Raw genomic sequence first — 12,982 nt, forward strand, 5'->3', positions numbered from 1 at the left:
AGCGTTATGAAACATACTAAGATTTATTTGATCGTCGCCGCAGGCCTGATGTGTCTGGGAGGCCCGGCCTGCAACTCGCTGCTCGACCTCACCCCGCCGATGAACGATGTGGAGGATAATTTCTACAAGAAAGAGACCGACATGTACCAGTCGCTCACTTCGGCCTACAATGTGCTGACATGGAGCGCCCCGAAAGCCGTCGGCGGCGGTGCGCAGAACTGCGCGTTCGAAGTGGTCAGCGAAATTCTCGGCGACTGCTGCTACGCCGGAGGCGCCAATGCCAACGACGCCGTGCAGACCAGCCGTCTCGACCGCTTCACGATGCTGGTTTCAGACCTCTATCCCGAGGCCCTGTGGCACAAGTATTACACCGGCATCTACCGCTGCAACAAGTTTTTCGAGAAGATCGACGGCGCCGTATTCAACGACGAGGATTTGCGTGCGATGTATAAGGCTGAGGGGCATTTTCTGCGTGCCTACTACTATTTCGATCTGGTGCGCCTGTTCGGTAATGTGCCGCTGATCCTCAAACCGCTCACTCCGGCCGATTATGCCCAGAAGCAGGCCGAACCGGCGGTCATCTACGAACAGATTGCTACCGACCTGATGGCGGCGATTGAGATGACGCGTGCCGACGGCTCCCCGGCGATGGCCGAGGCCGCCAATCAGTTCGATGCTGCGGACAAGGGCCGCGCCACGCTTGATGCCGCCAAGGCGCTGCTTTGCCGCGTATGGCTTTACTACACGGGTTACTACGGCCAGCAGGAATTGCCCGGGGTATCCGCGGCGGAGATGATCCGCATGATCGAGGAGGTGGCCGACAGCGGCAACTACTCGTTCCTGACTAACGCCTATGCGAAAGATACAGCCAGCGGTGTCTCCCCGCTGTGGAACGTTTCGAACAAGAACTGTTCGGAGGAGGTTTTCACCATCCAGTATTCGGCGCTTTCGAAGTGGGGCGACTGGACCAACCGCGAAGGTTGCATGGGCAATCAGGCTGTGATCCTGTGGGGCATCCGCGACGTCGGTTCGCCTTATGCCGCCGGCTGGTCGTTCGCTCCGGTGGCCAAGCGCCTTTTCAATGCCTACGATCCCGCCGATCCGCGCCGTTGGGCGACGCTGATCAATGCCAATGCCGCTGACGGCAGCAACGACGGCGAAGGGCTGAAATATACGGAAGGATTCCAGAACACGGGCTATTTCTGCCGCAAGTTCACGCCGCTGACGGCCAACAATGCTTCGTCGGGTTCGCGCGAACTGAACTACCCGAACAATTACCCCTCGATCCGCTGGACCGATGTATTGCTGATGGCTGCCGAAATGGAGTTCCGCTACGGTTCGCAGGGCAAGGCGTTCGAATATTACGCCAAGGTGCGTGAACGTGCGCTGGGAGCCGGATCGGCCGGCAATGCCGGAGAGCTGACGCTGAACAAGATTCTCGACGAGCGTCTGCTCGAACTCGCCCTCGAAGGCCACCGTTACTGGGACATCCTGCGTCAGGGCGACACCTATGCTGCCAGCGTGCTGACCAACGGCGAGGAGGGTGAGTTCGCCGTAACGTGGGACAAAACGCGCCGCGGCCTGCTGCCGATCCCGCAGTACGAGATTACGCAGTCGCGCAATTCGCTGGTACAGAATCCCGGCTACTAACCATCAAAACGAACTTGCTATGAAAAAAATAATCAGCATACTGACCATCGCGCTCGCGGCCGTGGGGTGCACGATCGACGAGCGCCCCGAACTGCCCGACGGACGAGTTTCCGACCTGAAGATCGTCGTGACCCCGGGCGAGGTGCAGAACACCTACCTGCTGCGCACGAACCGCACCGACGTGATCGCATTCTGGGACCTTGGCAACGGCAATACGGCTTCGGGAGTCAATTCGGTAATGGCCGAATACCCTTTTCCGGGCGATTATACGATCTCGCTGAAAGCCTACGGCGACAACGGCCGGACGAACGACGTTTCGGTGAAACTCTCCGTGACGACGGAAAACCTCTTCCTGCTGAGCGATCCGATGTATACCTATATCGCCGGAGAGATCGGCGGGCAGGGCAAGACATGGATGCTCGATGCCGAACGTCAGGATCACATCGGCCTGTTCAATCCCGAGAATGTGAGCGACCGCTGGTGGGGCGTCAGCCCGAACGGAAAGGCCGGCTGCGAGCTCTATGACGACGAGGCGACGTTTATCCTCAACAGCGAACGCGGGCAGGGCTTCGCCTATGTGAACAACGGCAAAAGCTCGACGCTGAACAACATGACGCCCGCCATGGAACTTTACAACGACGGGGCGTGGAGCGCGACGGCCTATAACTTGGCCTCGACGAACGACTACATCGTCACCTGTACGCCGCCTTCGAACATGGGCTGGAGTCTTTCGCAGACGGGAGGCCGCTATTACATCTCCTTCCCCTCGACCAATGCCGGCCACGGCGGCTACCTCTTCTATTTCTGCGGCTGGAACACGCAGTATGAGGTACGGGCCATTTCGGAGACCCATATGAAGGTCTTCATGTGGTCGACCATCGACGGCAAACTGTCGCTGCGCCAACTGTTGCTGCGAACCAAGGAGACCGAGTCGAACAACGATCCGATCGAGTGGATCTGGTCGAAGGATTAACCCGCAAAAACGAATGTCATCATGAAAAAACTGCTTTATATCCTTTGTGCCGTCGTGCTGGCCGCGGGATGTTCGGACGACGACACTTCGTCCTACTACCTCGACGAACTGGTCATCGACACGGCCAACTGCCTCGCTGAAGGCAGTTATGTGCAGGGTGTCGAAACCTCCGACCTCTGCCGCATAAAGATTCCTTATGAAAACGCCAAGGGCGGCACGGCACGCATCAGTGCGCCCGAGACCAACGGTCTGCGCATCGACGCACAGGAGGTTGCCCTCGCGCCGGGTGCGGGTGAGGCGACGGTCGTCGTCAAAGGCACGCCCCTGCTGCTTGAAACCTCCTTCCTGCAGCTCAATATCGAATACCGGGCTAAGACCTACCTTTCGAGCGTCGAGATCGCCGTGCTGGAGGATGTGGATCCATCGGGATCCATCGAGTTCGAGATCGACCAGACCCCGCTTGCCGGGTTGACCGCCCCCAAGAGCATCACCTTCACCGTCAGCCCGACAATGGCTGCGATTGTCGAATCAGGAACGACTCCCGACGGATTGCGTGTCAACGTCGTTTCAGACCCCGCTACCGGCGAGGGAAGCGTCACGCTGACCCCTGCCGCCAATTTCCTCGGCGGCGAGGTGGAACTGACCGCGTCGTTCGGTGCCCGAGCACCGCAGGTGCGCAAAATCCGCGTCAGCGCATTCGCCGCCGGCGAGGGTACGGTCGCGTCGCCCTATGAGGTTACCTCTGCTGCCGAACTGGAGAAGATCGGCTATGGCTTTGACAGGGCTTTCCGCCTGACTTCGGATGTTGTCCTCGACAACAACTGGACGCCCGTCGGTACCGGGGCGCAGCCTTTCACGGGCTCGCTCGACGGCAACGGCCGTAAGATTACGCTGGCGCTCGACCGCCCGGCGGAGGACTATGTGGCCCTTTTCGCCCATGTCGGTGCGGGTGCCGAGGTTAAAAATCTGGTTCTCGACGGCAGCGTCACGGGCCGTAATTATGTTTCGGCACTGGCTGCCGACAGCGAGGCTTCGCTTACGGCCGATGTTACGGCCGTTACGGTCAAGGGTGAGAACTTCGTCGCTGCATCCGTCGCTTCAGGCACGGGTAAGGATGCCCGGGTGATCGAATTCGGCACGGTTCCCACCGCTGTGAACATCACGATGGGCATGGATTCGGCCACCGAGTCGCTGGGGCTTGTGACCAAAGGTGCGACGGTGACGTTCGACCCGGCTGCGACTGGCACGTCGTGGAGTTATGACGACGCTTCGGGGAACTTCACCGTTACCAAAGAAGCCGATTTCACAGGCGGCGACGTAACGTTCCAGGTCTCGCTCGGCGACCGTGTGACTTCAACGACGCACTCCATTGCGGTTTCTTCGAAGAACATGTACGAAAGCGGTTCGGGCATCGAAGGCGATCCCTATGTGGTGGTCGACGCCGACCAGTTCACCGCGACGCTGCATACTTACTCGGCTGCCCATGTGAAACTGACGGAAAACATCTCCGTTTCGAACTGGGAGACCATTACCTCGTTCACGGGTTCGCTCGACGGCGGCGGACATACGGTCGAGGGGCTGACGGCTCCTTTCGTCGCGACACTTACGGGTACGGTGAAGAACGTGAAATTCTCCGGGGTGAATATCTCTGCCGGAAAGAGTGCCTGCGGAGCCGTGGCCAATCTGCTCGACGGACATGTCGAAGGAGTGGCCGTGACAGGTACGCTGTCGGCGGAGTCGGGAGCGTCGTCAGGCGATACGGGCTTCGGAGCCATTTCCGGACAGGCGCAGGGCAAATCGGTGATCGATAACTGCTATGTGAACGTCACGATGACCACCAATTCGAACTTCGCAACGGGAGGTCTGGTCGGTGTCATCAAGGGGACCAATGGTGTCACCATGTCCAATTCCACGGTCGAAGGCTCGATTTCCGGTGCGATTTCCGGTACGAAACTGGGCGGTATTCTGGGTCGCAAGACCAATGCGAATCAGAATTCGAAGGACATCATCACGGGCTGTCTGGTGACTGCCGAAGTGAAGATGACCGGCGAGGGTTCGAATATGATCGGCGGTATTTTCGGTGCTTTGCAGGGTGCGACCGTCAGCGGCGATTACGTCGGCGGTATCACCATTGAGAAGAGTGCCTTTACGGGAAGTGTCAGCGGCGGAAATGCCGTGGGCGGCATCGGCGGCGTATGTTGTTCGGTCCGCGACTGCTATGTCGGCGGATCGGTGCAGGCGGTCAGCGTGTCGTCTTCCAGTACGGCCGCTGCAGCAGGCATCTCGGCCGCGGTGAAGGGCGACGTGGTGCGCTGCGTAGTCTACGGAGCCCGTGTTACGGGCGGTCCGAAGGGTTCTTCCTTTACGGCCGGTATCGTGAACGTGAAGAACGGCAATGCTCCGAAAGCGACCGGTTGCGCCGTGATTGCCACGACGGTTCAGACCGGCGGGTTCGCCATTTACGGTACGGCTTCGGGCGACATTACCGCTACGTCCAATTATCGTTGGAACGTCTCCTATGCCGATGCGTCGGCTTACATACCGCTGGATGCTGACACATATGGACAGGACGGAACCGAGCAGGAACCGACGCAGAGTCTGTTCGAGGAACTGGGCTACGACTTCTCCTCGGTGTGGACTTGGGACGCGGCGGCCTCGGCCCCGAAACTACAGAAGGCGGGCTGTGACGATGCCGTGAAGATCAACTAATTAACCGCGAACAAGAAGATTGATTATGAAAAAGATACTGTTTATCCTCGTTGCTCTGGTGTGCGCCGTTACGGCGTGCACCAAGGAGCAGTTGATCTCGGACCTGCCCGAGGACATCAATAAGCCCGACGGCGGGATGTCGGGTGCCACGAAAGCCAAGCGCGGCGTCTGCCAGAGCACCAACACGCTGGACTTCGGGCAGAAACTCGTCGATCTGAAAGCCAACTGGTACTATACTTGGGGCCTCGAACCGAGCAATGCGGTCGAAGGTGCGGAGTTCGTGCCGATGTTCTGGGGAGCCTCGTCGGTCACCAAAGACAACTGCGATAAGATCAACAAGCTCTACGAAGAGGGGCGGGTTTTCTATGTGCTGGGATTCAACGAGCCCGACCTGAAGGAGGAGTCGAACATGAGCGTCAGCGACGCCCTTGAAAAATGGGAGTTCCTCTGTAAAAACCTCGACAGCCGCATCAAACTCGTGAGTCCGGCCCCGTCGTATCCCACGCGGGCGTGGCTCGATGAGTTCATGGCCGGTGTCGCGCAGCGGGGACTGCGCTGCGACTATGTTGCCGTACATATGTATGCAGGTATCGGGACCCAGAATTACCAGTCGGTGATCCGCGACGTTTACAATAAATTCGGTAAGAAGATCTGGATTACCGAGTTCGCTCCACGCGACGACAACGCCAAAAACAACGGCTACAACAGCTATACTGAGAGTCGCGTACTCGACCAGATGAAGGTGCTGCTGCCGGCTTATCAGGGAATGAACGAAGTGTTCCGCTATTCGTGGTTCGGATGCGCTTCGCCGACGATGATCGGCCTGATCACCTCGCGCTTTTTCGGCGACGACGAACAGATCACCTCGCTGGGCGACTATTACGCCACGCTCGAACCCAATGAAAATATCCAGCTTAAGAATCAATAAACCGCATGAAAAAAGTACTGATCCTGGCAGCCCTGCTGTCGGTCTCACTTTCCTACGGACAGCGCACCGAAGGGCTCGACCCGCTGATCCAGAACGTCTACGGACGTGAAACTCAGTCGCTGAACGGGTATTGGAATTACTTCGCCGACCCGCTCGAAACCGGCTATTACGACTACCGCCGCCGGCCCGATCCCAACGGGTTCTTCAAGGATAAGCAGGTGGACAACGTCACCACATGGAAGGAATACGACTTCGACCTTTCACCCGTGATGGCTGTTCCCGGCGACTGGAACACGCAGGTATACCAGCTTTTCCATTACGAAGGAATGGTTTGGATGCGCCACAAGTTCACGGCTGCCCGGGAGGCCGGGAAACGGAACTACCTCTATTTCGGAGCTTCGAACTACCTCACCCACGTCTTTCTCAACGGGGAGCATGTCGGCGACCACGAAGGCGGTTATACGCCTTTCAATTTCGATGTGACGGACCTGCTCCGCGACGGGGAGAACACGCTGGTGGTCGCCGTGGACAACAAGCGGCTGCCCGAACGGGTGCCGACCATCATCTGCGACTGGTTCAACTACGGCGGCGTCACGCGCGACGTGATGCTGGTGTCGGTTCCCGAGCGTTTTGTCGAGAGCTACACCCTACGGCTGAAACCCGGCACGGCCGATACCGTCGAGGCTTTCGTGCACATGAACCGCAAAGAGGCCGGGCAGCGTGTCGGACTGACGATTCCCGGGCTGAAGATCGACCTGCAGGGGACGACCGACGCCGACGGCATCGCGCGGTTCGAGAAACGCGCCAAAATCGGTCTTTGGTCGCCCGAATCGCCGAAGCTCTACGCCGTGACGATCGCATCGGACGATGACCGGGTGGAGGACGAGGTCGGATTCCGCACCATCGAGACCCGCGGCCGCGAGATCCTGCTCAACGGCAAGCCCATTTTCCTGCGCGGCATCTCGATCCATGAGGAGGCGGCGTTCCGCAACGGGCGTATCGCCAAGGTTGAGGAGGACCGCACGCTGCTCAACTGGGCCAAGGAACTGGGGTGCAACTACGTTCGTCTGGCCCACTATCCGCACAACGAGCAGATGGTACGCGAGGCCGAACGGATGGGGCTGCTGGTATGGAGCGAAATTCCGGTTTACTGGACGATCCTCTGGGAGCGCGGGGATGTTTATGCAAATGCCCTGAACCAGTTGGACGAGATGATCGAGCGCGACCAGAACCGTTGCAACGTCATCATCTGGTCGATTGCCAACGAGACGCCCCACGGTGACGCCCGCGACCGATTCCTGTCGTCGCTGGCCGCCTATGCCCGCGAAAAGGACCCCACGCGCCTGATCTCGATGGCCATGGAGCGCAACGACAAGAGTCCGGAGGTGCTCTCCGTGCAGGATAACATGAACAAGTATGTCGACATCATCAGCCTGAACGAGTATGTGGGCTGGTACGACGGGACGAACGAGAAACTCGACCGTGTGCGCTGGGAGATCGACTACGAGAAACCGATCATGATCTCGGAGTTCGGCGGCGGAGCGCCTTACGGCAAGCACGGCGAAGCCACGGATATCTGGACCGAGGAGTATCAGGCCGACCTCTACCGCAGGACTCTGCGGATGATCGAAGAACGCATGCCTCCGGTTTCGGGCATTTCGCCTTGGGTGCTCAAGGATTTCCGTTCGGCGCGTCGGCTGCTGCCCCAGACGCAGGACGGGTTCAACCGCAAGGGGGTCATCTCCGACCGCGGAGAACGCAAACAGGCATTCTATGTACTTCAGGACTATTACAAAACGAAATGATGGCTGCTATTCTCAAACACCTCACCCTCTCTCTTGCCGTGCTGTGCTGTGTGGCATGCGGCGACCGGGCTGACGGGTCGGCGGATTTCATCCGCACCGACGGTGTGAATCTGATCGACGGAAACGGGGAGCGCTTCGAAATCCGGGGCACGAACCTCGGGCACTGGCTCAATCCGGAGGGTTACCTCTTTCAGTTCCCCAAAAGCGCCAACTCGCCCCGTCGCATCCACGAAGGACTGTGCCAGCTGGTCGGTCCGGCCTACATGGAGCGGTTCTGGCGCACGTTCCGCGAGAATTATATTACGCGGGAGGATATCGCTTACATAGCATCGACCGGAGCTACCACCGTGCGCCTGCCGCTCCACTACAAGCTCTTTACCGGGGAAGAATATCTCGGGCTGCACACTCCGGAGGAGGGGTTTGCCCTCGTGGACAGGGTCGTAGGATGGTGCCGTGATGCCGGACTGCGGCTGATCCTCGACATGCACGCTTGTCCGGGCGGGCAGACCGGCGACAATATCGACGATTCGTATGGCTACCCGTGGCTGTTTCGCAGTCCGGAGATGCAGGAGCGCTTCGTTGCCGTCTGGCGCAGCATTGCGGCCCGCTATGCCGATGAATCCACGATCCTCGGCTATGACCTGATGAACGAGCCGATCGCCCACTATTTCGAAGACAAGGAGGAGCTGAACGCCGAACTCCAACCGTTGATGATCCGCACGGCGAAGGCCATCCGCGAGGTGGACCCCCGTCATATCCTGATCCTTGCCGGGGCGCAGTGGAACACGAACTTCAAAGTCTACGACGATTGGACTTTCGACGACAATCTGGTCTTCACATGCCACATCTACAAGTGTCCCCCTTCGGTCAATTCGCTCAAGGGATTCATGGCTTTCCGCGACAAGTCGCAGTGCCCGATGTACATGGGCGAGACCGGCGAGAATACCGACGAGTGGATCGAAAGTTTCCGCAAGGCGCTCGACGAGGTGAATATCGGCTGGACCTTCTGGACCTACAAGCGGCTCGATGCGCAGCGGTCGTTCGTGAGCGTGCCGATGCCCGAAGGCTGGCAGAAGATTTGCGACTTTCTGGCCGCCGACCGCTCCGAGTACGCCCTCATCCGCGAGGTGCATCCCGATCAGTCCGAGATGCGCCGCATCCTCGATGTTTACCTCGAAAACTGCAAATTCGCGAACTGCCGCCCGAATGACGGCTATGTCGCCGCGCTGGGACTGAACCCGTAATTGCCTCCTTGGGATAACGGCCTGATCCTTAAATCGAAAAAGCGCCCCGGAATCTTCGAATGATTCCGGGGCATTTTTGTTGCAGTGCGGCAGGGGAAAACGGTCTCTTTATATACAATTCGGGCTCTGTTCGGGGAAACCCGCGCGCGAGGAACGGAATTTGAAATGACGGTTGGGACAGCAAACCAAAAAAATTAAACAACCATGAACGTCAAAAAATTACGTTACATTGCGTTCGCACTCATTGCAGTTGCGTTCTGCGCGTGTCAGAAGGAGCCTTCGACGTCGGACCTTCACCGGGATTATCTGGTCTACACAGCCCATGACACCGACACCGATTTCGCCGCCATCGACACTTACTATGTTCCTGACAGCATCCTCGTGATCGGGAACAGCGACAAGACCGAATACTGGAAAGACGCCGACGCCTTGGAGATCATCGGAACGGTGGTCGACAAAATGGACGCTGCGGGTTACACGCGCACCGAGGACAAGGATGCCGCCAACGTGGGCATCCAGCTCAGCTATGTCGAGAAGGTAACCTACTTCGTCGGCTACGACTACCCCTACTGGTGGTGGTATTACCCCTACTACTGGGCTCCCGGATACTGGGGCGACTGGGTTGGTTGGCACTACCCCTACAGCGTCTATTACGGATACACGGCCGGTTCGCTGCTGCTGGAGATGCTGGACCTCGAGGCCGATCAGGAGACCGGCAAGAAACTGCCCGTCGTGTGGGACAGCTTCATCGGCGGTCTGCTGACTTCCGATGCGGAACTCAACCAACAGCGCACGATCGCCGGCGTCGAGCAGGCCTTCGAGCAGTCGCCTTATCTGGCAAAATAGTTTAACAGCAAAAAAATCGTCCGATTATGAAAACATCGAAATACCTCAAAACCATCGCTTTCTGCGCTGTAATGCTCGCCGCGGCCCTGCCGGGCAAGGCGCAGGTATTCCCCAACACCTACATCAACGTCGACTGGCAGGTAGGTGTGCCTTTGGGAGCCGATTTCGCCGACAAGACCTCGGGTTGGGGCATGAACTTCGAAGGCGGCTACTTCGTGACGCCGGCCATCACCGTGGGTCCGTTCATCTCCTACCAGACCAATCTGCAGAGCATTTCGCGTCAGACGCTCGATCTGGGCGACGGCTCGGCGCTGACCACCAACCAGAAACACGCCCTGTTCCAACTGCCGTTCGGTGTTACGGGTCGTTACAACTGGCTTACCGACAGTGTATTCCAGCCCTATGCGGGTCTGAAGCTGGGTGCCAGTTACGCGGAAATGTCGTCCTATTACTACGTCATCAAGCAGTACACCGACACATGGGGATTCTTCGTTTCGCCGGAGATCGGCGTGTCGATCTTTCCGCGCCCCGACTACCGGCTGGGCTTCCATGTGGCGCTCTATTACAGCTACGCCACCAACAGCGGCGATGTGCTGACCTACTCGATCAACAACATCAACAATTTCGGTATTCGCGTCGGTATTTCATTCTGACGCCCATCGGGTGACGCCTCACCGGAAACGCCGGACTCTTTTACAGGGTCCGGCGTTTCGCATTCCCGCATTTGGCCGTTTCGTTTTAAAAACCTATCTTGCGGGACCAAAACCATTGGATGTTTAAAAAGGATACGGCATTGTAGGAATCCATGCCTTGAAATGGATTCCGTTTTCTTCGCACATCCGGGCAAATCTGTCCGGTAAGATTTCCGTATATTATTTTCAGCCGTCCGACAGACGGCCCAAACATCCGAAACCATGAACAAAGAAAACAAAGAACCGATCTTCGAATTCGATTTCTCCTTTATAGCCAGCTTTTTCCGTGCCCTCGAACGGCAGGGCCCCGGCGGTGACGAACAGACCCTCCGGGCACTGGAATTCCTTCCCGAAACGCGCTCCGGGCTCCGCATCGCCGATATCGGCTGCGGCACCGGACATCAGACCGAGGTGCTCGCCCGGCATCTCGACGGTACGATCACGGCCGTGGACCTGCTTCCCGAGATGATCGAAGAACTCGAGGCGCGTATGCGCCGCGCCGGACTGGACGACCGGGTCACGGCCCTCGTAGGGTCGATGGACGACCTGCCTTTCCGGGATGGGGAGTTCGACATCATCTGGGCAGAGGGGTCGATCTACAACATCGGCTTCGAACGGGGGCTCGCCGAGTGGCGGCGCTTCCTCAAACCCGGCGGCGTGATCGCCGTCACGGAGTGCTCGTGGCTCTCGGGCGCACGCCTTCCGGAGTCGAAGTTCATCCGGGAGAATTTCCCCGATATCGACACCCCTTCGGCGAAGATCCGTATCCTCGAAGAGACGGGATACGCTCCGCTGGCGCATTTCGCGCTTCCGGCACACTGCTGGACGGAGAATTACTTCGCTCTGGCGGCCGCCCGCCTTCCCGGCTTTCTGGAGGAGCAGGGGCACAGCCCGCAGGCTATCCGCTTCGCCGAGTTGATGCAGGAGGAGGCTGCGCACTACCGGGACTACGGTTCGTATTACGGCTATGTCTTCTATATAGGGCGTAAAACGGAGGAATAACCGACGCGAAGAGGTCCGCTTTCCGATGAAAGCGGACCTCTCTTTTTTCGTCTTGGGATCATCCCCGCGACAGGGCGTCGATTTCAGCCAGCTCCTCGTCGGAGAATGCGCCGTTTTCCAACGCCCGCAGGTTGTCCCCGATCTGGGCCGTCGAACTGGCCCCGATGATGACCGACGTGACGCGCTTGTCGGACAGCAGCCATGCCAGCGCCATCTCGGCCAGCGTCTGCCCGCGTCGGCGGGCGAGGTCGTTCAGCCCCCGGATGCGGGTCAGCATGGCGTCGGTCAGCACGTCGCTCCGCAGCGAACGGCCCTCGGCCATGCGCGAATCCTGCGGAATGCCGTTGAGGTACCGTCCGGTCAACAGCCCTTGCGCCAGCGGCGAGAAGGCCACGAATCCCGAGCCCGACTCGGCGGCCAGCGACAGCACGCCCGACGTTTCGGGTTCGCGGTTGAAAAGGTTGTATTTGTCTTGGAAAAGCAGGCACGGCACGTCGCGCTCGGCCAGATAACGGAACGCGAAACGTTCCGCTTCGAGCGGATAGCGCGACAGCCCGACATAGAGCGCCTTGCCGCTGCGGACGATGTCGACCAGCGCCTGAAGCGTCTCTTCGAGCGGTGTTTCGGGATCATGGCGGTGCGAATAGAAAACGTCCGCATAGTCGAGCTTCATGCGTCGGAGGCTCTGGTCGAGGCTCGCCATGAGGTATTTGCGCGATCCCCAGTTGCCGTAAGGCCCCGGCCACATGTCGTATCCCGCCTTGGTGGCGATGAACATTTCGTCGCGGTAGGGGCGGAACGACCGCTCCATCAGGCGTCCGAAATTCTCCTCGGCGGTTCCGTAGGCCGGACCGTAGTTGTTCGCCAAGTCGAAGTGCACGATTCCGTGGTCGAACGCGTAGTGGGCCATCTCCTGAACCTTGGAGAAGGTCTGCTCGCTGCCGAAATTGTGCCACATGCCCAGCGACAGGGCCGGTAGCTGCACGCCGCTGCGTCCGGCGCGCCGGAAAGTCATGCCGCCCTCGTAACGCGACGGCGACGGCTGGTAAACGGGTTCGATCATAACTGTCCGATTTTAAGTTCCGAGACAAAGATACGATTTTTTCGCAGCCGTTCTTCGGTCCGGACCCGAT

Annotated in this window: 10 protein-coding genes; 9 read left to right on the forward strand and 1 reads right to left on the reverse strand. The window is 58.9% G+C overall.

All coding sequences use genetic code 11. The features are described 5' to 3' along the window. The first annotated feature begins 6 nt into the window (after window positions 1-6). The 9 genes from BN5935_RS04970 to BN5935_RS05010 all read left to right on the forward strand — a co-directional run bounded on the left by BN5935_RS04970 (window position 7) and on the right by BN5935_RS05010 (window position 11,849). Complete coding sequence (locus BN5935_RS04970; protein ID WP_064975144.1) at window positions 7-1,650, forward strand: RagB/SusD family nutrient uptake outer membrane protein; 1,644 nt, start codon at window positions 7-9, stop codon at window positions 1,648-1,650. Between the two features lie 19 nt (window positions 1,651-1,669). Beyond that, window positions 1,670-2,623 (forward strand): PKD domain-containing protein, encoded by a 954-nt coding sequence (locus tag BN5935_RS04975; protein ID WP_064975145.1) that lies wholly within the window; start codon window positions 1,670-1,672, stop codon window positions 2,621-2,623. 21 nt (window positions 2,624-2,644) lie between these two features. Continuing rightward, window positions 2,645-5,332, forward strand: coding sequence for a M26 family metallopeptidase (locus BN5935_RS04980; protein WP_064975146.1), 2,688 nt, complete (start codon window positions 2,645-2,647; stop codon window positions 5,330-5,332). 25 nt (window positions 5,333-5,357) lie between these two features. Then, window positions 5,358-6,260 (forward strand): glycosyl hydrolase, encoded by a 903-nt coding sequence (locus BN5935_RS04985; protein WP_064975147.1) that lies wholly within the window; start codon window positions 5,358-5,360, stop codon window positions 6,258-6,260. Between the two features lie 5 nt (window positions 6,261-6,265). After that, entirely contained in the window at window positions 6,266-8,065 is a 1,800-nt protein-coding gene (locus tag BN5935_RS04990; protein ID WP_064975148.1) for a glycoside hydrolase family 2 protein, read from the forward strand. Beyond that, window positions 8,065-9,309 (forward strand): glycoside hydrolase family 5 protein, encoded by a 1,245-nt coding sequence (locus BN5935_RS04995; protein WP_082944033.1) that lies wholly within the window; start codon window positions 8,065-8,067, stop codon window positions 9,307-9,309. The genes BN5935_RS04990 and BN5935_RS04995 overlap by 1 nt, the downstream gene beginning before the upstream one ends. Window positions 9,310-9,513: 204 nt before the next feature. Beyond that, window positions 9,514-10,155, forward strand: a complete 642-nt coding sequence (locus BN5935_RS05000; RefSeq protein WP_064975150.1) for a DUF4136 domain-containing protein — start codon at window positions 9,514-9,516, stop codon at window positions 10,153-10,155. A gap of 26 nt (window positions 10,156-10,181) precedes the next feature. Next, window positions 10,182-10,808: an outer membrane beta-barrel protein gene (locus tag BN5935_RS05005; RefSeq protein ID WP_064975151.1), complete on the forward strand. Its 627-nt coding sequence runs from the start codon at window positions 10,182-10,184 to the stop codon at window positions 10,806-10,808. A 261-nt stretch (window positions 10,809-11,069) separates the two neighbouring features. Further along, the gene (locus tag BN5935_RS05010; protein WP_064975152.1) at window positions 11,070-11,849 is read left to right on the forward strand and encodes a class I SAM-dependent methyltransferase; all 780 of its coding nucleotides are present in this window, start codon (window positions 11,070-11,072) and stop codon (window positions 11,847-11,849) included. Between the two features lie 58 nt (window positions 11,850-11,907). On the opposite strand, the gene BN5935_RS05015 is transcribed toward BN5935_RS05010, so the two are convergent. Further along, window positions 11,908-12,912, reverse strand: coding sequence for an aldo/keto reductase (locus tag BN5935_RS05015; RefSeq protein WP_064975153.1), 1,005 nt, complete (start codon window positions 12,910-12,912; stop codon window positions 11,908-11,910). Window positions 12,913-12,982 lie beyond the last annotated feature (70 nt).

The organism is Alistipes provencensis (assembly GCF_900083545.1).
Lineage (GTDB): Bacteria > Bacteroidota > Bacteroidia > Bacteroidales > Rikenellaceae > Alistipes > Alistipes provencensis.

Bases quoted from the DNA above. Each gene is read 5' to 3' on its own strand.
- BN5935_RS04970 (WP_064975144.1), top strand. From the start codon at position 7: ATGAAACATACTAAGATTTATTTGATCGTCGCCGCAGGCCTGATGTGT.
- BN5935_RS04975 (WP_064975145.1), top strand. From the start codon at position 1,670: ATGAAAAAAATAATCAGCATACTGACCATCGCGCTCGCGGCCGTGGGG.
- BN5935_RS04980 (WP_064975146.1), top strand. From the start codon at position 2,645: ATGAAAAAACTGCTTTATATCCTTTGTGCCGTCGTGCTGGCCGCGGGA.
- BN5935_RS04985 (WP_064975147.1), top strand. From the start codon at position 5,358: ATGAAAAAGATACTGTTTATCCTCGTTGCTCTGGTGTGCGCCGTTACG.
- BN5935_RS04990 (WP_064975148.1), top strand. From the start codon at position 6,266: ATGAAAAAAGTACTGATCCTGGCAGCCCTGCTGTCGGTCTCACTTTCC.
- BN5935_RS04995 (WP_082944033.1), top strand. From the start codon at position 8,065: ATGGCTGCTATTCTCAAACACCTCACCCTCTCTCTTGCCGTGCTGTGC.
- BN5935_RS05000 (WP_064975150.1), top strand. From the start codon at position 9,514: ATGAACGTCAAAAAATTACGTTACATTGCGTTCGCACTCATTGCAGTT.
- BN5935_RS05005 (WP_064975151.1), top strand. From the start codon at position 10,182: ATGAAAACATCGAAATACCTCAAAACCATCGCTTTCTGCGCTGTAATG.
- BN5935_RS05010 (WP_064975152.1), top strand. From the start codon at position 11,070: ATGAACAAAGAAAACAAAGAACCGATCTTCGAATTCGATTTCTCCTTT.
- BN5935_RS05015 (WP_064975153.1), bottom strand. From the start codon at position 12,912: ATGATCGAACCCGTTTACCAGCCGTCGCCGTCGCGTTACGAGGGCGGC.